The following is a 23,357-nucleotide window of genomic DNA, read 5'->3' as shown; positions in this document are numbered from 1 at the left end:
GGCGGCCGATCGAGCCGTAGATGTGGCTGAAACTGTCCTCGATCGTCACGGTCTGCGGACCGCTGGCTTGGGTATCATCCTCTGCGCGAACGAGGCAGGGAAGGAGATAGGCCTCCTTGCCGGGCAGTAGGTGCGTGCGGTTGAGGCGCGTCGCTACATGCACCGTCAGTTCGAGATTTGCCCATGCCGGCTGGACGCGAGACTGGTCTGGCACCGCGCGGGCGAGGTTGCCGCCGAGGCCGAGGAAGCCCTTTGCGCTGCCGTCCAGCACCGCCTCCAGGAACTCTACGGTGGTGTGACCCTTCTCGGTCGGAGGGTCGAAACCGAAAATCTCGCGCAGCTTGTCGAGGGGCACGAGGTCCGGCTTTTCGGAAATGCCGACGGTGCGCTGGCCTTGCACGTTGGAGTGGCCGCGGATCGGCTGGCAGCCCGCACCCTTGCGGCCGATGTTGCCGCGCAGAAGCAGCAGGTTCACCACCATGCCGATCGCCTGCGAGCCATGGACCTGCTGGGTCAGGCCCATGCCGTAGATGCCGATCACACTCCGGGCGCCGGCATAAGTGTCGCCCGCCTGTTCCAGTTCACGGCGAGTGACGCCCGAGTGATGCTCGATCTCCGCCCAGTTGGTCGCATGGACCTTGGCGATGAACGCGGCGTGATCGTGGCAGTGGTCGGCAAGAAACGTATGGTCAAGAACGTCGCCCTTCTGCGCCTCCAATTCCAGCACACGCTTGCACACACCCATGAGCGCGGCAATGTCACCGCCAGGGCGTATCTGGAGGTACTGATGGGCGATCTTGGTGCTCTTGCCGAAGGTCATCTGCCACGGGTTCTGTGGGTCGACGAATTCGATCAGACCCTTCTCGCGCAATGGGTTGAATACCACGATCTTGCAGCCGCGTTCCACCGCATCCTTGAGTGGATGAAGGATGCGCGGGCTGTTGGTACCCGGGTTCTGGCCGAGGTAGAAAATCGCATCGCAGTGCTGGAGGTCGTCGAACGTGCAGGTGCCCACCGGCGAGCCGATGACCTTCTTTAGCCCGACCGAGGTCGTCTCATGGCACATGTTCGAACTGTCGGGCAGGTTGTTGGTGCCGTACATCCGCGCAAACAGCGCATAGAGGTAGGACGGCTCCAGCGCCGCCTTGCCCGATGCGTAGAACGTCACCGAATCCGGTTCGAGCCGCTGCAGGGCGGCGCCGATTGCGGCGAAAGCCTCGTCCCACCCGACCGGCACGTAGCGGTCGCTGGCCGCGTCGTAGCGCATCGGTTCGGTCAGGCGGCCGACCTTCTCGAGCTCGTGGTCTTCCCGGGCCGTCAGTTCGCTGACTGTATGCTCGGCAAAGAATTCAGGCGTGCAGCGCTTCGAGGTCAGGTCCCAGATCGTAGCCTTCGCGCCGTTTTCACAGAACTCGGCGACGTGCGGGCTGGGCGGCTTGGCCCATGCGCAGGAACTGCACATGTAGCCTTCGGGCTTGTTCTGCTCTGCTAGGGTAAGCAGGGCGCCCGGCGCGGCCTTGCTGGCGATCTCGACCTTGGCGATTCCATCGAGCGAGCCCCAGCCGCCGGTTGCATGATCGTAATGTTTGGGCTCCGCAGTCTTGTTCATCGAAGCCTCTTCACGCTGCGGGCTCATGGATCGGGCAGCGGTTGGTCGAACCTCGGAAGTCGGCCGAGTGACGGTATGTGTCGCGGCGCGCGCGGTTGATGTTGCCGAGCGGGCGATGCGCGGCAAGGCCGGTCCAGACCGAGAAGCGCATCCCTTCGTCGACGGCGCGCACCTTGGCCTCTTCCCAACTGTCCTGTGATGGCATGCGCAGCGTGGCGACCTGGACGAAGGGCGCATCTCCTTCCTTCCACTCTACCGAGGCGTCCTCGATGGGCTGCTTGTCGGCATCGCGCTGGAGTTGGACTTCAAAGGCCCATTCCCCGTCGATGCCGGCCATTTCCTCACGCAGCGTCTCACGGATCGCGTTGCGGCGGTGCTTGGTGTCGATGGTGGTGCCGGTGAGGGCGGTCAGGGCGGGACACAGTGGACGAAGGCGGAACTTGGCGATGTACTCGCCGTAGCGGAATGGCGTGACGCTGAAGTACGTCTCGCCAAGCGGATCTACCTGCGGCGCGCCTCCGAGACCGGCGAGCTTGGTGCTTTCGAGGCCCACCGATCCAAGAGCAGCGTTGATGACCTGCAGGACCTTCGAGGTGGCAACCTTGGCGCCTTCGGCTCGGTCCGTGGTCTTGGCCAGCAGTTGGAGGTTACCGACGAACTTCTCGGCGTTCGGCACGGAGAACACCGGGCCGTTGATCATGATGAAGTCCTGCGTCGCCCCTTCTGCGCCGGGAAGGCGTTCGCCCGCCACGTCGAGCAGCTTCAGCGCTATGCCGCGAGGGACGGAGATGGCATCGTCCAGGATGTCTCCAGGGTTGGTTGACATACGCAGGATGGCGCGGTGGCTGCCTGGCGCGGCAAACAGACCCTGAGCGAGTTCGGGGGGCAAGCCCGGCAGAACCGTGAACTCGCCCTCGAGGATGCCGTGCGCCTTGGCGTGGACCGCGCGAACGGCATGGCCGTAGTCCTGCGAGGTCGTCTCCAGGATCTCGTCGAAAGTGTCGTTCAGCTTGGAGATGGTCGCAGCTTCGTCGTCGCGAAGATCTTCCGCATCGGGGGTATAGGGCAGGGGCGGCAGTTGCATGGCCATGGACTTCTCCGAACTGTTCCGTTCTGACGGCCATGCGGATTGATCCCCATAGTCGCGTCGATCTTGACGGAATAACTGCGGAGCAATCCTTAAGTGCCTGAGCCCATGAATTTTCGCGGGCAGACCCGATCGGCTGTAAATGTCCGCCAATGAATGGCGCAGGACGCCGCTTTCCGAGATCAGTTCGCCCGGGCGGTGATAGACCACAGCACACGTTTGCTTAGAGAATGTCCGAAATGGTCAAGCACGGACCATCAATGTGCGGCAAAGCCTCCCAAAGCGCCATGGATATGGCACCGGGAGGGCCTACGATGAATTCAGCTTTGTCAAAAACGATCGCATCCACTTTTGCGTTGACGACCGCGCTTGCGTGGGGGCCGGCAATGGCTCAGGAAGTCGTCACGCCAAAGGAAGGCGGCAACGAGATCATCGTTACCGCGCAGCGCCGCGCCGAAGCGTCGCGTGATGTGCCGATCAGCGTCACCACGCTCAGCAACGAGCAGCTTTCGACCGCCAACGTGCGCCAGCTTTCGGACACCGCAAAGCTGACGCCGGGCTTGCGCTTCGACAGCCAAGGGCCGGCCGTGCAGCCCACCATCCGCGGCGTCGGCACCGCGATCACGACCTCGGGCGGCGGACCCAACGTCGGCATCTACGTCGACGGGTTCTTCCAGGCGAACACCTACCTGTCCGACTTCGACCTGCTCAACGTCGGCAGCATCCAGGTCCTCAAGGGTCCGCAGGGCACCCTGTTCGGCCGCAACACGACCGGCGGCGCGATCATCGTGACCACCGCCGAGCCCAGCACCGACACCAGCGCGCAGGCCAAGGTCAGCTACGGCCGGTTCAACAGCGTCAAGGCGCAGGCCTATGCCACCTACGGCATCAGCGACCGAGTGGCGCTCGACATCGAAGGCCTCTACCGCCGCGGCGACGGCTACCTCACCGACATAAGCAACGACGACGACAAGGTCGGCCAGTACGAGAACTGGTCAATCCGCGTCGGCCTCAAGGCCAACCTGACCGACGACGTTTCCGTGCTGCTGCGCTGGAGCCATTCGGAGACCGACGATCCGACATCGCAGCTCGTCAACGCCTATGTAGACAAGTCCGGCGAAGCGGGCTTCTTCGACAAGGTGTCACCCGCCGGCCGTGCGATATACCGGGCGTCCAGCTCCAAGGGCTTGCCGCTCGTCTTCTACTACGCACCGGAAGGCACCTACACGAGCAATCCCCGCCAGGTTCTGCTCAACAAGCCGCAGAGCTTCCGCACCAATTCCGACGCGCTTCAGGGCACGATCAAGGCTGACCTAGGCTTCGCGGACCTGACCTCGTACACCCAGTACCGCAAGGACCTGTCGCCCTACTACGGCGACCTCGACGCAACCGCGATCCCGATCTTCAACATCTACGTCGGCGTCAACGACGAGACGTGGAGCCAGGAATTCCTGCTCAACTCCAAGCCGGGTGGACTGCTGCAGTGGACGGCGGGGCTCAACTACTTCCAGATCCGCGACACCTGGGACATCGGCGCTTCATTCGGCGGTGCGCCGTTCGGCCCCTTCGGCGGCTCCAACACCAAGACGACCTCGTACGCCGCATTCCTCGACGCGACCTACGAGGTGAACGAGAAGTTCTTCGTCACCCTAGGCGGCCGCTACAGCCACGACGTTGTGTCCGACGGATACTTCGTCGCGAACTTCACCACCCCGCTGACCGGCTACACCGGCCCGAACGGCGAGAACGTGCCGTTCACCGGCAACCCCGGCGACAGGATCCCAGTGGACACGCTCAAGAACGACAGCTTCACCCCGCGCGTCGTGCTGCGCTACAAGCCGAGCGAAGATTCCAGCGTCTACGGCTCGTTCACTCGGGGCTACAAGGCGGGCATCCTCAACGTCGGCGGCTATTCCGCGCAGCCGGTGAAGCCCGAGAAGATCAACGCCTTCGAAGTCGGCTACAAGTTCGACAACCGTGTGTTCCAGGTCGATCTCGCGGGCTTCTATTACGACTACAAGAACCTGCAGGTATCGAGCTACCAGGACGGCGCGGCGCAGATCCGCAATGCCGCAAGTTCGGAAATCTACGGTCTCGAGGCCCAGCTGCGCTACGCGGTGAGCGAGGCGTTCAACGTCAACGGCGGCGGCGCCTGGACCCATGCGCGCTACAAATCGTTCCCGAACGCGCCGTACTACAGCTATTGCGACCCGGCCGTGACTGACCCCGCAAGCTCGATGAACTGCGCCTACAGCGGCACGCAAGGCCCGGGCGGTCTCGTCCAGACGTCCACCGACGCGTCGGGCTACAAGATGCAGCGAGCGCCCGAGTTTTCGGGCAACATCGGCGCCAGCTACGGGCTAGACCTCGGCGGCGGCAGGCTGATGCTGTCGGGCAACGTCTATTACACCTCCAGCTTCTATTTCGACCCGGAGCAGCAGTTCAAGCAGAAGGGCTACGAGATCGTTTCGCTGCGCGCACAGTGGACCGATCCCAGCGAGATGTTCACGGTGGCGGCCTACGGCGACAACGTCAGCAACAGCCGCTACCAGACGCAGGTCCTGTTCAACACGCTGGGCACCGGCGCGGTGTGGAACTCGCCGACGACATACGGCGTGGAACTGGGCGTGAAGTTCCGCTGACGGCAAAGGGGATTGAGGCAGGACCATGAGATAGGGGGCAACGAGGCCTGAGACGGACTGCTCAGTCAAGACCCGCCTCCCCCCGCCTCGCATAACCCCGGGCGGCTGGTCGCAGCATCCGGCTCAGACCAGCCTTACCTAAAATTGCGTCACTGCCGTGGCTACTGCCCCACACGCGCGAGACGGCATGGCGGAAGACCTGGGATTTGATGGCGGAAGCGGTGGGATTCGAACCCACGAACGAGTTACCTCGTCGCTAGTTTTCAAGACTAGTGCCATCAACCACTCGGCCACGCTTCCACTGATCTGCGCGCATAGCCAAATCGGGCGACGGCGCAAGAGGGGCAATACGGGGGCAACACCTCATCGGCGAAGAGCGCCGCGCGTGCGATGGCTGTCCACGGACAAGCAGGCCAAGCCATTTGCAACCTTCGCGCTTTGTGCGAAGTTCCCTTGCGATGACCTTTCGATCCTTCCTGCGTTCGCTGCGTTTTCCATCCATCGCCCTAGCCTGTGTCGTGGCACCCTTGCCGACGATGCAGGCGTGCGCTCAGTCGGAGACGTTTCCCGCCTACCTCCAGCAGGTCGCCTCCCATGCACGGACGCAGGGGGTCAGCGATTCGACGATCGCCAGCGTGCTCACCGGTCTGACGCCTAACGACCGCGTGATCGCCCTCGACACCGCGCAGCCGGGCAGGCAAGCCGCTCCGCCGGCTCTCGCGCCCTATATTTCGCAGCATGTGGCACCGTCGATCATAGAACGGGGCCGGGCGCGTTATGCCTCGCTGTCCTCGATCTCGTCGCAGATCGAGCGGCGCTACGGCGTGCCCGCGCCGATCCTCTTCGCGATCTGGGGACACGAGACAAACTACGGCAGCTACACCGGCGATTTCGACCTCGCCCGCTCGCTCGCCACGCTGGCGTGGGAAGGGCGCCGCCGCCAGTTGTTCGAGGGCGAGCTGATCGCACTCATGAAGATGGTCGACCGGGGGGTGCCGCGCTCGCAGCTCAAGGGCAGCTGGGCAGGAGCCTTCGGCTACCCGCAATTCCTGCCGAGCGTCTACCTGCGCCTCGCAGTTGATGGCGACGGCGACGGGAGGCCCAACATCTTCACCAGCCCCACCGACACCATCGCCTCGATCGCGAACTACTTCCGCGACGCCGGCTGGCGTCCGGGCGAACCGTGGGGCGTGCGTGCGAGCGTCCCTGGCGGGTTCAACGTCGATGCCTACGCCACCAAGCTCGTCGCCCCGAGCTGCGACAGGGTTCATGCCCGCCATTCGCAGTGGAAGACTGTCTCCCAGTGGCGGGCGCTGGGCGTCTCGCCTCAGGGCGCGATTGGCGGCAACGTGCTGACCTCGCTGTTCCAGCCTGACGGGCCCGGGACTCCCGCCTGGCTGTTAACCGGTAATTATCGGGTCATCCTCCAGTACAATTGCTCGAACTACTACGCGATGTCCGTGGGGTTGCTTGCAGATGAGATTTCCCGTTAACCATGCCCTGCCGCTTGCGGCGCTGATCCTGCTGGGAGCCGCGACCGGCTCTCCGGCCGCCGAGAGGAAGCAGCCGCCGCCCGGCCTGCCGGTGACCGGTCCCGCCGCCGATTATCCGGTGGTGGTGGGCGAGCCCTTCACCATTGGCGACAAGGTCTGGACCCCGGTCGACCAGCTGAACTACGACGCCGTGGGGCAAGCGGTCACCGGTGTGGGTTCCGGCGTGACCGGGGCCCACAAGACGTTGCCGCTGCCGTGCTATGTCGAGGTGACCGCGCTCGACAGCGGCCGCACCATCCTGGTCAGGCTTGAGCGTCGTGGACCCATGACCAACGATGCGCTAGTGGAACTCTCGCCCGATGCGTCGGCGCAGCTTGGCCTCCCGGCCGGGGGGCGAGGGCCTGTTCGCGTGCGCCGGGTCAATCCGCCCGAGCAGGAACGCGCGCTGCTGCGAAACGGCAGACGTGCAGCCGAGCGCATGGAGACGCCGGAGGGTCTGCTCAAGGTACTTCGCCGCAAGCTGGCGGACCAGTCGCCGCTGGTGCCTCCCACTCTCACCCCGCCCGCGATGCCCGCCGGCACGGCTGTCGCTGCGCCTAAGCCGCAGCCTGGTCCTGCAAAGCCAGCTGCCGCCAAACCGCCGGTCGCTGCCGCCCCGGCTTCCGTCAAGGCTCCTCCGCCGCCGGCACCGAAGCCTGTCCCGAAACCGGCAGCCCAGCCTGCTCCAAAGCCGGCCGCGCCGCGCGCCGCAACTCCGCCGTCAAAGGGTTCGCTGGTCGTTCAGGTGGCCGCTTTCTCGTCCGAAGCCTCTGCGCGCAAGGTCGCCGGCCAGCTCGGCGGAAGCGTCTCGCAGGCCGGAAAATTCTGGCGCGTTCGGGTCGGCCCCTACAGCAACCGTGCACAAGCCGCTCCGGCGCTGGAGAAGGTCAAACGTGCGGGCTATAGCGACGCACGAATCCAGAGCGCGGAGTGACCTGAAGGCTCCCGCGCGAAACCAGGCGCCGACCGGGCGCGCGGGAGAATACGGGTCTTGAAGTCCTTTTCGCACGTTCTGAAGTTTGCCCTGATCGCCGCGTTGCCCGCCAGCGCCGTGGGGGCCGCCGCGCCGCCGCCGCCCACTCCGCCCGCCCAGCTGGCGCCGATCCCGGTCAGCATCCTCGTCGATCTGGGATCGGGCCAGGTGCTCGAGCAGCGCCATCCCGATACGCCCTTCCTGCCCGCCTCGGTGACCAAGGTGATGACCGCCTACGTCGCCTTCGAGGAAATCGGCGCCGGCCGCCTAAGCCTCGACCGCAAGTTCGCCGAGCGGCCCGAGACCGAGCGCGAGTGGTTCGCCAAAGGCACCAACATGTACATCACCACCAAGGACCGGCCGACCGCGCGCGACCTGCTCCACGGGATCATGACCGCCTCGGCCAACGACGCGGCGGTGGTGCTGGGCGAGGGCTATGCCGGCAGCATAGAGGCATGGGCGGCCAAGATGAACGACGCGGCGCGCCGCCTCGGCATGACGCGCAGCCACTACAACACGCCCAACGGCTGGATGGACGAAGGCAATACCTACGTCACCGCCAGCGATCTGGTGAAACTAGCCGACGCCATGATCACCCGCTACCCGGACCTCTATCGCGAGTTCTCGGGCCACAAACGCTGGTTCTGGCGCGACGTCGCCATGCGCAGCCACGATCCAACCGTCGGCGTTGTTCCCGGCGCCGACGGCATCAAGACCGGCTACACGCGCGAGGCCGGCTACAACTTCCTGGGCACCGCTGAGCGCGGTGGCCGTCGTCTCGTCATGGTGCTGGCAGGATCGCCGCTGCCCAAGGTGCGCGATGACGCCGCCAAGGCGCTGCTCGAATGGGGCTTCGCTGCATGGGACACCCGCCACCTGTTCGACCAGGGCCAGACCATTGCGCAGGCCCGCGTCCAGGGCGGCGACGCCCGGGAGCTTCCGCTCGTCGCCAACCGTGAGGTTCATGCGACGATCCCACGCGGGAGCAAGCCCGGCGTCACTCTCGCCGTCCACTATAGCGGCCCGATCGCCGCTCCGATCCGCAAGGGCGAGCAGGTAGGGGAACTGGAAATCCGCGTCGCCGGTCTCGCTCCAGGCCGCGTGCCGCTCTATGCCGGACGCGACGTCGGCGTGGCCGGTCCGCTGGACAGGCTGTGGAACGGGCTTATCAACCTGTTGTCATGACGCAGGGACGATTCATCGCGCTCGAAGGCGGGGAAGGGGCGGGCAAGTCCACCCAGGCCCGCCTGCTCGCCGAGGCCCTGCGTCAGCGGGGTCTTGAGGTGGTCGTCACCCGCGAGCCGGGCGGTACCCCCGGAGCCGAGGCAATCCGCGGCCTTCTCCTCCACGGCGTCGAGGGCGATGACGGTATCAGCTGGAACCCGCGCGCCGAGGCGTTGCTGTTCGCCGCAGCGCGCTCCGACCATGTCCACCGACTGATCCGGCCTGCGCTGGCACGCGGTGCCTGGGTGGTCTGCGACCGCTACCTCGATTCGAGCCGCGCTTATCAGGGCGGCGGCGGCGGACTGTCCGACGACGAGATCGGCGTCCTGCACCGCATCGGCAGCGAAGGCCTGCTGCCCGACCTGGCGCTGCTCGTCGAAGTCTCGCCCGAAGTCGCAATGGAGCGGCTTGCCCGGCGCGATACTGACGGTTCGGACCGCATCGGCGGGCGCGACGGTGCCTATCATGCCCGCGTCGCGGGGGCCTTCTCGGCCTTCGCAGCGGCCGAACCCGCCCGCTTCACCCGCATCGACGGCAATGGCGACCCGCAGGCCACTCACGCGCTTGTCCTCGCCGCGGTTGCGCCGCTGCTGCCGTGAGTACGCAGACGCCCTCCGTCGGCCAGGATGCGGCGTGGCAGGAATGGCTCTCCGCGATCGCCTCCGAGCGCATGCACCACGCCTGGCTTCTGAGCGGCGCCAAGGGCCTTGGCAAACGCGCCTTCGCCCGCGCCGCCGCCGCCGAACTCGTGCGCCTGCCCGGCCAGCCGGCGTCGGACGTGGACGCTCACCCGGACATTCATATCCTGGAACACCTTCCCACCAACGATGACGAGGCCAAGAAGAAGGCCGAGGGCAAGCCCTACCAGACCAAGCGTAACATCACCGTCGACCAGGTGCGCGAGATGATCCGGCGCCTGTCCACCAAGCCGACGCTCGGCGACAAGCGCGCGATCGTCATCGATCCGGCCGACGACATGGAAAAGAGCGCCGTCAACGCCGTCCTCAAGGCACTGGAGGAACCGCCGACGGGCACGTTCTTCCTGCTTGTAACCCACCAGCCAGGGCGGTTGCTGCCGACGATCCGCTCGCGCTGCCGCGTCCTGCGCTTCGCGGCGCTTGAGGCCGGCGAACTCGACGCCGTCATCCGCCGCGATGCGCCCCATGTGGATTCCGCCGCACGCTCCGCCGCGATCGCCGCATCGCACGGCTCGCCGGGCGTGGCGCTCGATTTCGTAGAGCACGATCTCGGCGGAATCCATGCGCTGATGACGCGAATCCTGCGCGAAGGGGACACCCGCTTCCACCTGCGCGGTGCCCTCGCCGACGAGATGGGGGCCCGCCCGGCGCGCGACCGGCAAGTGGCGACGCTGGAACTGGCCCGCTCTGTTCTGGTCCACGAACTGCGCGATGCATCGCGCGACCGGCAGCTTCGGATCATCGAGGCGCATGGCACGCTCACGCAGCTAACTACGCAGGCGACGACATACAATTTCGACGCCGGCCTCCTTATTATGGAAATTGGCGGGTTGCTGGCCTCGGCCGCGATGCCTAGAGAAGCCGCTCGCTAGTTCATTTTCGAGAAGGTCAGCCCAAGCGCTGCCAACCTGAGAATGCACATGAGCTTTTGACATTAAACATTACAGAAAGCGCGACGCCGCATGGGCGAGCCCTATTACATCACAACCGCGATCAGCTACCCGAACGGCAAGCCGCACATCGGCCATGCTTACGAAGCGATCGCCGCCGACGTCATCGCCCGCTTCAAGAAGGCGGAAGGTTTCGACGTCCGTTTCCAGACTGGGACCGACGAGCACGGGCTCAAGATGGCCCAGAAAGCGCGCGAGCTTGACACCACGCCCGCGGCGCTGGCGACGGAAATGTCACGATATTTCATAGATATGTGTGATAAACTTAACATCGGATACGATGTTTTCATCCGCACTACCGAACCGCGTCACCACGCCGCGACGCAGGAACTGTGGAAGCGCATGGAAGCCGCCGGCGACCTCTACCTCGACCGGTATGAGGGCTGGTACTCGGTGCGCGACGAAGCGTACTACGACGAGAGCGAACTGCTCGCGGGCGAGGGCGGGGAAAAGCTGTCCCCGCAAGGCACTCCGGTGGAATGGACCGTCGAGGAATCGTGGTTCTTCCGCCTGTCCAAATATCAGGACAAGCTTCTCGAACTCTACGGGTCGAGCGACTTCATCCGTCCTGACAGCCGCAAGAACGAAATCCTGCGCTTCGTCGAAGGCGGCCTGCGTGACCTCTCCGTCTCGCGAACCAGTTTCGACTGGGGCATTAAGGTGCCGGGCTCGGACAGCCATGTGATGTATGTCTGGGTAGACGCCCTGACCAACTACATCACCGGCCTCGGCTTCCCGGACGAGAGCGGCGACTACGCCAGGTACTGGCCTGCCGACCTGCACCTGATCGGCAAGGACATCGTCCGCTTTCACACGGTCTACTGGCCTGCCTTCCTGATGAGCGCCGGCCTCGATCTACCGAAACAGGTCTTCGGCCACGGCTTCCTGCTCAACCGCGGGCAGAAGGAATCCAAGTCGCTCGGCAACGTTACCGATCCGATTGGCCTTGCCGACACTTTCGGCGTAGATGCGGTGCGCTACTTCCTGCTGCGGGAAGTCGCTTTCGGGCAGGACGGTTCGTGGTCTCCAGACGCGATCGTGACCCGCGCGAACGCCGAACTGGCCAACAGCTTCGGGAATCTCGCTCAGCGCAGCCTTTCCATGATTTTCAAGAACATGGACGGCGAAGTTAAGGCCGGACTTCCGGGAACGGAAGCCGACGCGGCGCTCCTTGCCGCTGTCGCGGAAGGCATTGCGGGGCTGCGCAAGTCCTTCGACGATCTTGCCTTCAGTGATGGTCTCGAAGCCTGGATGCGCGCGGTCTTTGCCTGTAACCAGTACGTCGACGAACAGGCACCCTGGGCGCTGCGGAAGTCGGACCCAGCGCGCATGGAAGCTGTCCTGATGACCCTATTCCGCGTCGTGCGCGATCTTGCGATCGCCGTTCGGCCGGTCGTGCCGACCTCGATCGACGCCCTGCTCGACCAGATGGGTCAACCAGCGGATGCGCGTGACTATTCCGTTCTGGAAGACGGCCAGTGGTGTCCTGCGCTCGTCGCTTCGGGTTACAAGGTAGACAAGCCCGTCGGCGTATTCCCGCGCCTTGAGTTGCCGGAGGACGTCGCCGCCTGATGCTGATCGATTCCCACTGCCATCTCGAATACGAAGGCCTCGTCGAGGATCAATCCGGGGTTCTCGCGCGCGCAAGGCAGGCGGGGATCGGCGGTTTCCTTAACATTTCCACTCGCCAGCGCGAATGGGACAGGGTCGTAGCCACCGCTGCACGGGAACCGGACGTCTGGGCCTCGGTGGGTATTCACCCCCATGAGGCCGACCAGCACGCGGATCTGGGCGAGGGCGCCCTGCTCGAAGCCGCGGCGCATCCGCGCGTCATCGGCATAGGTGAAACCGGGCTCGACTATTATTACGACAAGTCCGATCGCGCGGTTCAGCAGGCGCTCTTTCGTACCCACATCGCGGTGGCGCGGCAAACCGGCCTGCCGATCATTATCCACACGCGCGACGCCGAGGACGACACAGCCAGTATCCTTGAGGACGAGATGGAAAAGGGGGCCTTCCCCGCACTCATCCATTGCTTCACCGCCAGCGCGGAGTTCGGCCGGAAAGTGCTGGATCTTGGGCTGACGATCAGCATTTCCGGCATCGTGACATTCAAAAATGCCAGAGACTTGCAGGAAGTGGTTCGGACGATTCCTGAGGATCGACTTCTGGTTGAAACGGACTCGCCGTTCCTCGCGCCGGTCCCCCATCGTGGTCGAAAATGCGAGCCTGCCTTTACGGCTGACACCGCGCGTTTCGTAGCGAACCTGCGCGGCGTGACCGACGAGCATCTGGCCGAGACCACCACGCGCAATTTCTTCGGCCTGTTCACCAAGGCCGCCTACGCATGAAGGTCACGATCCTCGGCAGCGGTACGTCTACCGGCGTGCCACGCCTTGGCGGTGAGGATGGCAAAGCCGACTGGGGACTTTGCAATCCCGAAGAGCCTCGCAACCGCCGCACCCGCGTCGCCATACTGCTTGAAAGCGACGCCGGAGCGCGCATCCTCGTGGACACGCCCACCGACTTGCGGGCGCAGCTGCTGGCCAACGATGTGCACCGGCTCGACGCGGTGTTCTGGACGCACGACCATGCCGATCACTGTCACGGCATCGATGACCTGCGCCCGCTGCGCTACGGCCGCGCTGGCCCGATACCGGGCTTCGCGCACACGGAAACCGTCCGCCGCTTGCGTCAGCGCTTCGGCTACGTCTTCGCAGGCCAGCATGGCTATCCGACGCTCATCTCGCTCGACAACCTCGATACCTTGCGCCTTTGCGAGGGCTTTAGGGTTGGCCACGTCCAGATGCCGCATGGCGGCATGGATTCGACCGGGTTCCTGTTCGACGCCGACGGAAAATCAGTCGCTTACGCCACGGACTTCAACGAAATTACGCGGGGTATGATCGACCTGTTCTACGGGTGCGACGTGCTGGTGGTGGACTGCCTGCGCCGCGAACCCCACCCGACGCATGCGCATCTCGCCATGTCGCTTGAACTGGCCGAAGTGTGCCGGGCCGGAACCGTCGTGCTCACGCATCTCGACAAGAGCATGGACTATGCCACACTGGGCGCTTCCGTGCCTGCAAATGTGCAGGTGGGATACGATGGGTTGGTGATAGCGCCATGAACCAGGCCGGGATGATCGTTTCGGTGATCGCGATTTGCGCGTGCCTGGTCCTGGCGCTCCGCAATTCGCAGGTCAGGTCGATGGGTGCAGGTAAGGTGCTGCGCCTTGCGGCCATCTGGGCCGCGATCATCATCGGGCTCGTGCTGCTTATCCAGGTATCCGGTTTCAGGATCCAACCTTGAGGTTCAGTCCGTTGAACCGCGCGATATTTTACATAATCATTATTATCGATCCGAGATGACCGACTTCACACATCAGCAGATTGACCGCCTTCTCTCGATCATGGCACGCCTGCGCGATACGCAGACCGGCTGTGAATGGGACCGAGAGCAGACCTTCGCCTCGATCGCACCGTACACGATCGAGGAAGCCTACGAAGTTGCCGAAGCCATCGCGCAGAACGATCTAGGCTCGTTACGCGACGAACTCGGCGATCTGCTGCTTCAAGTCGTGTTCCATGCGCGCATGGCCGAGGAACTTGGCCATTTCGCGTTTGCCGACGTGGCGGCCGCGATCTCTAGTAAACTGGAAACGCGCCACCCCCACATCTTCGGTGAAGACACTTCCAGCGATGCGCAGACCGAACGCTGGGAACAGATCAAGGCCAAGGAGCGCGCCGCCAAAGGTGCGACCAGCGCCATTGATGGCGTGGCCGTTTCATTGCCGGCGCTGATGCGCGCGGAGAAGCTGCAGAAGCGCGCTGCGCGGGTGGGTTTCGACTGGCCCGATCCCAGCGGAGCGGCCGACAAGGTCCTCGAAGAGATGGAGGAACTCGCGGAGGCTGCTGCGGCGGACAAGCTGGAGGAAGCCGGGGACCTGCTGTTCGCTGCCGTCAATCTCGTTCGGCTGAACGGGATCGCGCCTGAAGATGCACTGCGCGCCGCGAATGCCAAATTCGAGCGGCGCTTTCGCGGGATGGAGGCATTTGCGCAGCGGGATGGTGCTGATTTCTCATCCTTCTCGCTGGACGAACAGGAAGCCTACTGGCAGGCGGTCAAGCGGTCGGAAAAGTGACATGGTCCCGGAACCGGCCCGGGACCACGATCACCTCAAAGCGACATGAAGCGGCCTAGTTCGCGGGCCGACAGGCGGACCTGAAGCCGCAACTGCGGACCTTCATCCCCCTCGCCCGCATCTTCCTCGGCCACGATTTCGCCGCGAGCATGGAGAAACGCAAGGCGCTGCCCGTCCGCCGCGGGGATCACGAAGCTGTAGACCTTGGAATCGAGTGTCAGCGTGCGACTGGCGACCGTCAGCAGTTCTTCACAGCCCTCGCCCGTCAACGCCGAAACAGGAACGATGATCTCACCCTCGCGATGTGTCATTGCCTCGCGCAGGGAATGGGCCTGTTCCGGGTCGAGCAAGTCCCACTTGTTCCACACCTCGATAATGGGAATCTGCGGCTCGCCGTCGGCTTTTTCGTCCTTTTCCTCCTGAGCCCACCCGGCGGCACGCTCTTCGCGAGCAGTATTGCGAAGCGTGCGCGCATCGGGCTGCGGGTGCAGGACGCCGAGATCGGCAAGGACATCGAGAACCTGCCGCTTCTGCGCCTCGGTGTCGGGATTGGCGATGTCTCGGACATGGACGATGACGTCGGCTGCCGTCACTTCCTCGAGTGTCGCGCGGAAAGCGGCGACAAGCTGGGTCGGTAGGTCCGAGATGAAGCCCACGGTATCCGACAGGATCGCCTTTTCCATCCCAGGCAGCCGGATCGCGCGCATCGTCGGGTCGAGCGTGGCGAACAGCAGGTCCTCGGCCATCACTTCAGCGCCTGTCAGGCGGTTGAACAGCGTGGACTTCCCGGCGTTGGTATAGCCGACAAGTGCGACGATCGGCCAGGGCGCCTTCTCGCGCCGGCCGCGGTGGAGCCCGCGGGTGCGGCGCACTTGCTCCAGTTCGCGGCGGATCTTGGCCATACGATCGCGGATCAGGCGGCGGTCGGCCTCGATCTGGGTTTCGCCCGGACCGCCGAGGAAGCCGAAGCCGCCGCGCTGGCGTTCGAGGTGGGTCCAGCTGCGGACGAGGCGGCCGGCCTGGTAGTCCAGGTGGGCGAGTTCGACCTGCAGGCGCCCTTCTGCCGTCGCGGCGCGCTCGCCGAAGATCTCGAGGATCAGCCCGGTGCGGTCGATGACCTTGCGCTTGAGCTTCTCCTCGAGGTTGCGCTGCTGGATCGCCGTCAGCGAGCCATCGACGATCACCAGTTCGGCCTCGTTGAGTTCGCACGCGACCGAGATGTTCTGGATCTGGCCTTCGCCGAACAGCGTGGCGGCGCGCGGTTCGCGGATCACGATGGCGATCGCCTCCGCCACTTCGAGGCCGATCGCGAGCGCCAGTCCCCTCGCCTCTTCGAGGCGCGCTTCGGTGTCGAGGTCGGCCATCTGGCCGCGAGGGCCACGCATCTGCGGGTACACGACGAGGGCACGCGCTCCGCGCGTGACCTCGCCCTTCAGTTCATCGTTCAAATCGGTTCAGCTTCAATCCGGAGTCGCGACGTCAATCGTCGCCTTCCTCATGCGCCTGAAGGTCGACCGGAGTCACGGGCTGAATCGTCGATACGGCGTGCTTGTAGGCCAGCTGTACGTAGCCTTCGCGTTCCAGCAGCATGCAGAACAGGTCGTAGGCAGCGACGCGGCCCTGGAGCATGACGCCGTTGATGAGGAACATCGTCACCTGCACGCCGGCATTGCGGATGCTGGAGAGGAAGACGTCCTGCAGAACGCGCGTCTTCTTGGCGGTTTCGGAGCCGCTCGAGAACTGGCGCGCATCGACCGGGGTCGAGGGCATGATCGTCGAGATCGCGTGCTTGTAGACAAGCTGCGACTGACCGTCGCGGCGGAGCAGGATCGAGAAGTTGTCGAACCAGGTGACGATACCCTGCAGCTTCACGCCCTTGACGAGGAACATCGTGACCGGGGTCTTGTTCTTGCGCAGGAGATTCAGGAACTGATCCTGAAGGTTCTGCCCCTTGCCGGTCGGCGGAGCAACGGCTGCAGGCGCAGCGGCGCCTTCGGTAACCTCAGCCGCCTCTACGGTAGGCGGAGGCGTGGGTTTGGGCCTCGCGGTGAGCGTACGACCAGCCATGTTATTCTCCATCTTTTTGGCGGCCGCTTATGCGGTCCGCGATCTGGCGCCGGATTGCCCGACGCCGTTCTCGACTCGAAACTTACCTATTTGCTGCAATGCAGTAAACGGCCTTTTTGTAGCCGAAATGTTACAGCCGTCGTTAAAGGGAACCCGGCACCGTTTCGTCAGCGTCGGTTTCGTCTTCGCGGCGCTCGGACATGCCGAGCAGCTTCAGCTTGCGATGAAGGGCCGAGCGCTCCATGCCGATGAAAGCCGCTGTCTTCGAGATATTACCGGAAAACCGCCGTATCTGGACGCGCAGGTACTCCCGCTCGAAGCTTTCGCGGGCCTCGCGAAGCGGGGCGCTCATCATCACCGGCGCGCCGGCATCCCCCCCTCCCCGGCTATTGAAGATTTCAGGTGGAAGCATGTCGGCTTCGATCCGCGCCAGTTTCTCGCGCGGGGCCATGATTACCGTGCGCTCGACGACATTGCGAAGCTGGCGAACGTTGCCGGGCCATTCGTAGGCCTGAAGTGCCGTCATCGCCTCGCCGCTGACGGCCGGCGGGGTAACGCCTTGCTCGCTGGCGTAGCGGGCGAAGAAGTGGTCGATCAGCGCGGGAATGTCATCACGGCGCTCGCGCAGGGCGGGGATCGAGACGGGCACGACGTTGAGGCGATAGAACAGGTCCTCGCGGAAGCGGCGCTCGGCGATCTCCTTTTCCAGGTCGCGCGAAGTGGATGACACGACGCGGACGTCGACACGGATCTGCCGGGTGCCTCCCACCCGCACGAAAGCCTGATCGGTCAGCACGCGCAGGATGCGGGCCTGCGTGGAGAGCGGCATGTCGGCCACTTCGTCGAAGTAGAGCGTACCGCCGTCAGCCGTTTCGAGCAGACCGGGACGGATCAATGCACCGTCGGCTTCTTCACCAAACAGTTCCTGCTCGAAGCGTTCGGGCGTGATGCGGGCGGAGTTGACGCTGACAAAGGCGTTATCGGCGCGCGGGCTCCAAGCGTGGAGCTGGCGGGCCGCGACTTCCTTGCCCGAACCGGCGGGCCCGGTGATGAGCAGGCGGCTTCCGGTGTTGGCGATGCGCTTGAGAGTAGCGCGGACCTGGTTGATAGCCCCGCTGGAGCCGGTGAACTCGTCGGAGCCGCCGAAGCCCTGGCCCTGCTTGAGCTGGGCATTCTCGCGGCGCAGGCGCTCGGTTTCGGTTGCCCTGCCGACCAGGTGGAGCAGCTTCTCGGCCTCGAACGGCTTTTCGATGAAGTCGACCGCGCCTCGGCTGATCGCGGCGACGGCGGTGTCGATGTTGCCGTGGCCGGAGAAGATGATGACCGGCAGTTCCGGCTCCCGGGACTTGATGGCGTCGAGCACCTCGAGGCCGTCCATCGGGCTGCCGTGAAGCCAGACGTCGAGCAAGACCAGCGATGGGCGGCGCGCATCGACCGCAGCCAGCGCGCTCTCGCTATCACCGGCCGTGCGGCATTCGTAGCCTTCGTCGCTCAGCACACCGGCGACCAGTTCACGGATATCGCGTTCGTCGTCGACGATCAGGATTTCGAGTGCCATCAGCTCTTCTTCTTCGTCTTGGGTAAAGCGGGTGAGGACGGGTGAGCGGGAGGAGGACGGATCATTGCGCGGCCTCCGCCTTGCGGCCCTGTTCGAGAGCGAGTGGGTCGTGGGCGAAGCGCATCGTCACTGTGGTGCCACCACCTTGCGCGGACGTGAACGTCATCTCGCCGCCGTGCTCCTCGATAATCTTGTTGACGATGGCGAGGCCCAGGCCAGTGCCCTTCTCTCGCGTCGTCACGTAAGGCTCGATGATACGCTCGCGGTCCTGAGGTAGGCCAATGCCGTTGTCGGTGACCCGTACGACAATCGACAAGTCATTGTCGGCAACCTCCACAGAGACGGCGCCGCGGTAGTCTTCTCCGCAGTCTTTGGATTTTGTTTCAATAGCTTCGACCGCGTTCTTCAGAACATTCGTCATCGCCTGGCCGAACTGGTGGCGGTCGCAGTCGATTACGCCGATGTCGCGCTCGCTCGAGAAGGCAAAGGAGATGTCGGGCCGCGCAACTTCCTGGAGGAACAAGGCCTGACGCGTCAGCGCCACGGGATCTTCCGCGCGGAATACGGGCTTGGGCAAGCGCGCAAACGACGAGAACTCGTCGACCATCTTGCGCAGTTCGCCGACCTGCCGAATGATCGTGCGGGTAAGGTCTTCGAAAAGCTCTGGATTGTCGGTGATCTGCTTGCGGTAGCGGCGGCTAAGGCGCTCGGTTGCCAGCTGGATCGGGGTGAGCGGATTCTTGATCTCGTGGGCGATGCGGCGCGCGACGTCGGACCAAGCTGCAGTGCGCTGGTCGAGCAGTTGCCGGGTGATGTCTTCGAAAGTGATGACGTAGCCGGTGGCATCGCGGCTTGTCGTCACCGCCAGAGTGAGAAGATCGCCGCTGCGGTTGTACTGGACAATCCCATCTGCCGAACCCTTTTCGACGAGGGCGGCGATCGCGGGCGCCAGATCGGCGATCGGCATTCCTTCGGGTACCTCGCCGCTGCGGTCGGTGAGGAGCTTCTGGGCAGTGCTGTTCATCAGCAGGATACGGCCCTGATCGTCGAGCGAGACAATGCCCGAAGTGACAGATTCCAGCACCGCCTCGATGAACAGCCGGCGTTCATGCAACTGGCGGTTGGCACTGAGCAGCGCCTGCGTCTGTTTCTCGATTTGGCCCGTCATGCGGTTGAAGGCGCGATTGAGCAGGCCGATCTCGTCGGCGCCGGTGCGTCCCTCGATGCGCAGCGCATAGTTGCCCGCCCCCACGCGGCGTGCCGCATCGACGAGTTCATAGAGCGGCGCTACCTGACGGTCAGCGAAGCGCAGCGCAAACCACACCGCGAGCCCAACGAGCGCCAGAGACGCAACGAAAAGTGCTACGTTGAAGCGCAACTGCAGCACCCGGGCGCGGCTCGTCAGGACCTCGTAGGCCTGCACAATGTTCTCGGCCCGCTCACCCTGGCTCAGCGACAGCAGGTCCGAACTGCGGATGACGAGGAGATAGACACCGGACGACCTCTCTATCGGCGTGGCAGCGACGATCCGGTTGTCCTTGGCATTCACGACATAAGGTTCATTCCCCTTGTCGAGCCGGGTGAGGACATCCTGCCCGATGCGGTTGTTCTCGGACTTGCCGTCGGGATCGACGATGATCGGCGTTCGCTGGTTGCCGTTGGCGTCGATCTGGATGAGAGCGGCGACGCTGAGGTTCCGGCGCAGAACTTGTTCGGCTAGGAACGACTGAAACTCCCGGCTGGCAACAGGGTAGACCGCCAGTGTGTCGCGCGAGTCCTGGGCCATGGCGACCGATTCGTAGCCGACATCGCGGAGAGTCTGCTCATAGTACCCATGAGCCAGCTTGTTGGCATTTTCCAGCAGCCCACGCGAGCTGTCGGAAAACCAGAACTCAACGCCGGACTGGAACAGCCACGAGGCGAAGACCACGACGAGCAGTGTAGGCACTGCGGAGATGAGCGAGAAGATGAACACTAGGCGCACGTGCATCCGCCCGGTGCCCCCGATGTTCTCGGCCGCTCGGCGTAGCGCCATGCGGCGGCCCAACAGCACGAGGATCGCCATCGCCGGCACGAGCGTGCCGACCAAAAGGCTTGCAGTGAGGTTTGAAGGCAACAGTTCACGCCGGTCGCCGCCGTTGTTCAGCGCGACCCAGGTGGCCATCGTCATGGCCAGGAACGCCAGGACCGAAAGCACTTCCATTACGGCGAAGAAGTTCGCCCGGCGAGCAGCAACCTGCATCCGCCGCCACCATCTCGGCCACGCTCGTTTCTGGGTGCGTTCCTGGACTGTAACTTGCTTCATCGTTGCAACCTTACAACAGCACTGTGTCCCGGCTGCAAGAGGGAATCCACCAAGGTACAACTACGGTCGACGAGTGAACTCCTCAGGATCCAATGCCAGCTCGCCCAACCGTTTGCGCAAGGTATTGCGGTTGATGCCAAGTGCCTGCGCAGCGCGTAGTTGGTTCCCGGCGGTTTCGCGCAGCACCTCGGCGAACAGCGGGCGTTCGAAGGCGGCCATGGCGCTGTCGTATATCGTGCCGCTGGCGGGGCGGGTGACGGTGAGCCACTGAGCGACGGCGCCGGCGATGTCGTGACCGTGGGAGTGGACGTTTGAAGCACCCTCGCCCACCGGCGTCGCGGGATCCTGCACGAGCAGGGGCAGGATCGCGTCCACGTCGATCAGATCCTCACGCGCGAGAAGCGCCATCCGGTAGATGAAGTTCTTCAGTTCGCGCACGTTACCGCGCCACGGCTGGCGACTGAGCAATTCGGCGGCCTCCCGGGTCAGTTGGCGGCGCGGGAGGCCCTCGTTCGCGGCGTGTTGGAGGAAATGGCGCGCCAGCACGTCGATGTCGTCGCGGCGGTCGCGCAGCGGCGGCATATGGATGGGCACCACGTTGAGCCGGTAATAGAGGTCCTCCCGAAAGCGTCCGGCGGCGATCTCGGGCTCAAGGTCCTTGTTGGTCGCGGCGACGATGCGGGTGTCGAGCCGAATTTCCTCGCGCCCGCCGACCCGGCGAACGGTCCCGGACTGGAGCGCGCGCAGGAGGCGGGTCTGAGCCTGCATCGGCATGTCGCCGATTTCGTCGAGAAACAGGGTGCCGCCCGCGGCCTGCTCGAACTTGCCGACGTGGCGCGCGACGGCGCCGGTGAAAGCGCCCTTCTCGTGGCCGAACAGCTCGCTTTCGATGAGTTCTGCCGGAATCGCGGCCGTGTTCACAGCGATAAAGGGGCCCGTGCGGCGGTTGCCGAGCTGATGGATGGCCTCCGCGACCAATTCCTTACCAGTGCCGGATTCGCCGAGGATCAGGACGGTGAGATCGTTGCGCAGGACACGCGTAATCATGCGGAAGACCGACTGCATCGCGGCGCTACGGCCAACCAGCGGCAGTCCGTCGGCGACCGGGTCCTCGTCTGCCTGCGCTCCGTGAGCGGCGCCGGCGGCCTGACGGACCGTGCGGGCCAGTTCGTCGATGTCGAAGGGCTTGGGGAAGTATTCGAAGGCGCCGGTGTCGGTGGCACGCACCGCCGTATCCAGCGTATTCTGCGCCGAGAGGATGACGATCGGCATCTGCGGATGCAGCGCGCGGACGCGGTCGATCGTCTCGATGCCGTCGCCGTCCGGAAGCATGACGTCCGTCACCATCGCGGCGAAGCGGCGTTCCGCGAGCTGCCGGTCACGCTCCGCGATGGTCTGGCAATGCACGACGCCGAAACCTTCGTCCTCTAGCGCGGCGGTGATGACGATGGCTATGGACATGTCGTCCTCGAGCAGAAGGACTTTCGTCATGCGGACTTCCTTCTGGCACGACCACGAGGTTCGCGGGCCAACGGCAGGTGAATACGGAAGTGCGTCAGGCCGGACTCCTCGTTGCGCTCGTGGGTGATGCGTCCGTTCATGTCGCGCACCAGCTTGCGGACCAGAGGCAGGCCGAGGCCCTGCCCGGACTTCTTGGTGGTGACGAAAGGTTCGAAGATGTGTTCGCGCATGGCCGGATCGATGCCGGGGCCGTTGTCGCTCACGCGGACCTCGATGGGCAGGCGCAGCGGCGCGCTGGCGTCGCCCGTCTGGAGTTGCAGCCCGCTTGCAAAGCGTGTGCGGATGATGACTCGAGGGTCTTCGGCGTCCTGGCAGGCCTCTGCAGCGTTCGAGAGCAGGTTGATCATCACCTGCACTAGGCCGTCCGGACTGCCCAGCACCGGCGGCAGCGAGGGATCGAATTCCTCGACCAACCGGAAACGGCGCGGCTTTTCGCCATTGGCGGCGTCCAGCACGTCGATCGCCCGGCGCGCGGCCTCATGAAGGTTGCAGGCCTCGACGGGCGGCGTGGTGCGACCGCTGAGCTTCTGCATGCGTTCGATCAGGCCGGCGATGCGGTCCACCTCGCCGGTGATGAGGTCGGTCAGCGCCCGGTCCCGGTCGTCGATACGGCGGGCGAGAAGCTGCGCCGCGCCGCGGATGCCGGCGAGCGGGTTCTTGATCTCGTGCGCCATGATCTCGGGGCCGCGCAGCACCGCGTTGTCGGGCCCGCCCGAGTCGTCGCCCAGCGCATCGGTGGCGCTGTGATCGTGGATGGTCAGGACCTGCCAGCCCGGGGTGTCTGCGATCGGTGCGACGTTGATATCGATCCGCCGGGCACCCTTGCCCTTGAGCTGCACGACGATCTCTCGGGCGGAGACGGGTGTCTCGGAATCGCCCAGCCTGTCGAGCAGCCGCCGGTCGGAGATGGAGACGATGTCGCGCAGAGACGTCCCCACAAGGCGCCTTGCCGACTGGCCGAAGAACTGCTCGGCCGCAGGATTGAGCGAGGCGATCGTCAGGCCAGGCTCCAGCACCACCACCGCCTGCGGCAGGCTGGCGAGCAGG

At 64.6% G+C, this 23,357-nt stretch carries 19 protein-coding genes and 1 tRNA gene; 11 read left to right on the top strand and 9 right to left on the bottom strand.

Going from position 1 to position 23,357, the window contains the following annotated elements:
- Together PMI02_RS14080 and PMI02_RS14075 are read right to left on the bottom strand one after the other, a co-directional pair.
- Positions 1–1,609 (bottom strand): FdhF/YdeP family oxidoreductase (locus PMI02_RS14080; RefSeq protein WP_007683805.1); only part of this gene is annotated, 1,609 nt, incomplete at its 3' end.
- 10 nt (positions 1,610–1,619) lie between these two features.
- On the bottom strand, positions 1,620–2,699 hold the full coding sequence (locus PMI02_RS14075; protein ID WP_007683803.1) for a catalase family protein: 1,080 nt from the start codon (positions 2,697–2,699) through the stop codon (positions 1,620–1,622).
- A 383-nt stretch (positions 2,700–3,082) separates the two neighbouring features.
- Between PMI02_RS14075 and PMI02_RS14070 the strand changes: the two genes are divergently transcribed.
- Complete coding sequence (locus PMI02_RS14070; RefSeq protein WP_162130163.1) at positions 3,083–5,338, top strand: TonB-dependent receptor; 2,256 nt, start codon at positions 3,083–3,085, stop codon at positions 5,336–5,338.
- A 210-nt stretch (positions 5,339–5,548) separates the two neighbouring features.
- On the opposite strand, the gene PMI02_RS14065 is transcribed toward PMI02_RS14070, so the two are convergent.
- Positions 5,549–5,638: transfer RNA gene (locus PMI02_RS14065), tRNA-Ser, on the bottom strand.
- A gap of 236 nt (positions 5,639–5,874) precedes the next feature.
- On the opposite strand from PMI02_RS14065, the gene PMI02_RS14060 reads away from it, so the two are divergent.
- The 10 genes from PMI02_RS14060 to mazG all read left to right on the top strand — a co-directional run bounded on the left by PMI02_RS14060 (position 5,875) and on the right by mazG (position 14,859).
- Positions 5,875–6,831 carry a lytic transglycosylase domain-containing protein gene (locus tag PMI02_RS14060; RefSeq protein ID WP_007683800.1) on the top strand — a complete coding sequence of 319 codons (957 nt, stop codon included), beginning with the start codon at positions 5,875–5,877 and terminating at the stop codon, positions 6,829–6,831.
- Complete coding sequence (locus PMI02_RS14055) at positions 6,815–7,804, top strand: SPOR domain-containing protein (protein WP_007683797.1); 990 nt, start codon at positions 6,815–6,817, stop codon at positions 7,802–7,804. Before PMI02_RS14060 ends, PMI02_RS14055 begins: the two co-directional genes overlap by 17 nt.
- Before the next feature lie 57 nt (positions 7,805–7,861).
- The gene (locus tag PMI02_RS14050) at positions 7,862–9,028 is read left to right on the top strand and encodes a D-alanyl-D-alanine carboxypeptidase family protein (protein WP_007683795.1); all 1,167 of its coding nucleotides are present in this window, start codon (positions 7,862–7,864) and stop codon (positions 9,026–9,028) included.
- Entirely contained in the window at positions 9,025–9,666 is a 642-nt protein-coding gene (tmk, locus tag PMI02_RS14045) for a dTMP kinase (RefSeq protein WP_007683793.1), read from the top strand. The genes PMI02_RS14050 and tmk overlap by 4 nt, the downstream gene beginning before the upstream one ends.
- On the top strand, positions 9,663–10,637 hold the full coding sequence (locus tag PMI02_RS14040) for an AAA family ATPase (RefSeq protein ID WP_007683791.1): 975 nt from the start codon (positions 9,663–9,665) through the stop codon (positions 10,635–10,637). Before tmk ends, PMI02_RS14040 begins: the two co-directional genes overlap by 4 nt.
- A 90-nt stretch (positions 10,638–10,727) precedes the next feature.
- Positions 10,728–12,287, top strand: coding sequence for a methionine--tRNA ligase (gene metG / locus PMI02_RS14035; protein WP_007683789.1), 1,560 nt, complete (start codon positions 10,728–10,730; stop codon positions 12,285–12,287).
- Entirely contained in the window at positions 12,287–13,066 is a 780-nt protein-coding gene (locus tag PMI02_RS14030; RefSeq protein ID WP_007683787.1) for a TatD family hydrolase, read from the top strand. The genes metG and PMI02_RS14030 overlap by 1 nt, the downstream gene beginning before the upstream one ends.
- On the top strand, positions 13,063–13,845 hold the full coding sequence (locus tag PMI02_RS14025; RefSeq protein WP_007683786.1) for an MBL fold metallo-hydrolase: 783 nt from the start codon (positions 13,063–13,065) through the stop codon (positions 13,843–13,845). Before PMI02_RS14030 ends, PMI02_RS14025 begins: the two co-directional genes overlap by 4 nt.
- Positions 13,842–14,027 carry a hypothetical protein gene (locus PMI02_RS14020; RefSeq protein WP_007683784.1) on the top strand — a complete coding sequence of 62 codons (186 nt, stop codon included), beginning with the start codon at positions 13,842–13,844 and terminating at the stop codon, positions 14,025–14,027. Before PMI02_RS14025 ends, PMI02_RS14020 begins: the two co-directional genes overlap by 4 nt.
- Positions 14,028–14,082: 55 nt before the next feature.
- Positions 14,083–14,859, top strand: coding sequence for a nucleoside triphosphate pyrophosphohydrolase (gene mazG / locus PMI02_RS14015; RefSeq protein WP_007683782.1), 777 nt, complete (start codon positions 14,083–14,085; stop codon positions 14,857–14,859).
- A 35-nt stretch (positions 14,860–14,894) separates the two neighbouring features.
- Here the strand turns inward: mazG and hflX are convergent, their stop codons facing one another.
- From hflX to PMI02_RS13985, 6 genes are all read right to left on the bottom strand, one after another.
- Entirely contained in the window at positions 14,895–16,307 is a 1,413-nt protein-coding gene (gene hflX, locus PMI02_RS14010) for a GTPase HflX (protein ID WP_007683780.1), read from the bottom strand.
- Between the two features lie 31 nt (positions 16,308–16,338).
- Positions 16,339–16,926: an RNA chaperone Hfq gene (gene hfq / locus PMI02_RS14005; protein WP_007683779.1), complete on the bottom strand. Its 588-nt coding sequence runs from the start codon at positions 16,924–16,926 to the stop codon at positions 16,339–16,341.
- 142 nt (positions 16,927–17,068) lie between these two features.
- Complete coding sequence (locus tag PMI02_RS14000) at positions 17,069–18,484, bottom strand: sigma-54 dependent transcriptional regulator (protein ID WP_007683777.1); 1,416 nt, start codon at positions 18,482–18,484, stop codon at positions 17,069–17,071.
- 61 nt (positions 18,485–18,545) lie between these two features.
- Positions 18,546–20,726 (bottom strand): HAMP domain-containing histidine kinase, encoded by a 2,181-nt coding sequence (locus tag PMI02_RS13995; protein WP_007683775.1) that lies wholly within the window; start codon positions 20,724–20,726, stop codon positions 18,546–18,548.
- 123 nt (positions 20,727–20,849) lie between these two features.
- Entirely contained in the window at positions 20,850–22,280 is a 1,431-nt protein-coding gene (locus tag PMI02_RS13990) for a sigma-54 dependent transcriptional regulator (protein ID WP_007683773.1), read from the bottom strand.
- Complete coding sequence (locus PMI02_RS13985) at positions 22,277–23,356, bottom strand: nitrogen regulation protein NR(II) (RefSeq protein WP_007683771.1); 1,080 nt, start codon at positions 23,354–23,356, stop codon at positions 22,277–22,279. Before PMI02_RS13985 ends, PMI02_RS13990 begins: the two co-directional genes overlap by 4 nt.
- Position 23,357: the final 1 nt, after the last annotated feature.

Origin of the sequence: Novosphingobium sp. AP12, assembly GCF_000281975.1 — a bacterium.
Lineage (GTDB): Bacteria > Pseudomonadota > Alphaproteobacteria > Sphingomonadales > Sphingomonadaceae > Novosphingobium.
The sequence above is the reverse complement of the archived record's forward strand: the minus strand, read 5'-3'. Positions and strand labels throughout refer to the sequence as shown.

What these genes read in the sequence shown, in the direction of transcription:
- PMI02_RS14060 (WP_007683800.1), top strand. Translation starts at nt 5,875, where the DNA reads ATGCAGGCGTGCGCTCAGTCGGAGACGTTTCCCGCCTACCTCCAGCAG.
- PMI02_RS14020 (WP_007683784.1), top strand. Translation starts at nt 13,842, where the DNA reads ATGAACCAGGCCGGGATGATCGTTTCGGTGATCGCGATTTGCGCGTGC.
- PMI02_RS14025 (WP_007683786.1), top strand. Translation starts at nt 13,063, where the DNA reads ATGAAGGTCACGATCCTCGGCAGCGGTACGTCTACCGGCGTGCCACGC.
- metG (WP_007683789.1), top strand. Translation starts at nt 10,728, where the DNA reads ATGGGCGAGCCCTATTACATCACAACCGCGATCAGCTACCCGAACGGC.
- PMI02_RS14070 (WP_162130163.1), top strand. Translation starts at nt 3,083, where the DNA reads ATGGCTCAGGAAGTCGTCACGCCAAAGGAAGGCGGCAACGAGATCATC.
- PMI02_RS14075 (WP_007683803.1), bottom strand. Translation starts at nt 2,699, where the DNA reads ATGGCCATGCAACTGCCGCCCCTGCCCTATACCCCCGATGCGGAAGAT.
- PMI02_RS14000 (WP_007683777.1), bottom strand. Translation starts at nt 18,484, where the DNA reads ATGGCACTCGAAATCCTGATCGTCGACGACGAACGCGATATCCGTGAA.
- PMI02_RS14030 (WP_007683787.1), top strand. Translation starts at nt 12,287, where the DNA reads ATGCTGATCGATTCCCACTGCCATCTCGAATACGAAGGCCTCGTCGAG.
- PMI02_RS13995 (WP_007683775.1), bottom strand. Translation starts at nt 20,726, where the DNA reads ATGCAGGTTGCTGCTCGCCGGGCGAACTTCTTCGCCGTAATGGAAGTG.
- PMI02_RS13990 (WP_007683773.1), bottom strand. Translation starts at nt 22,280, where the DNA reads ATGACGAAAGTCCTTCTGCTCGAGGACGACATGTCCATAGCCATCGTC.
- hfq (WP_007683779.1), bottom strand. Translation starts at nt 16,926, where the DNA reads ATGGCTGGTCGTACGCTCACCGCGAGGCCCAAACCCACGCCTCCGCCT.
- PMI02_RS14055 (WP_007683797.1), top strand. Translation starts at nt 6,815, where the DNA reads ATGAGATTTCCCGTTAACCATGCCCTGCCGCTTGCGGCGCTGATCCTG.
- tmk (WP_007683793.1), top strand. Translation starts at nt 9,025, where the DNA reads ATGACGCAGGGACGATTCATCGCGCTCGAAGGCGGGGAAGGGGCGGGC.
- mazG (WP_007683782.1), top strand. Translation starts at nt 14,083, where the DNA reads ATGACCGACTTCACACATCAGCAGATTGACCGCCTTCTCTCGATCATG.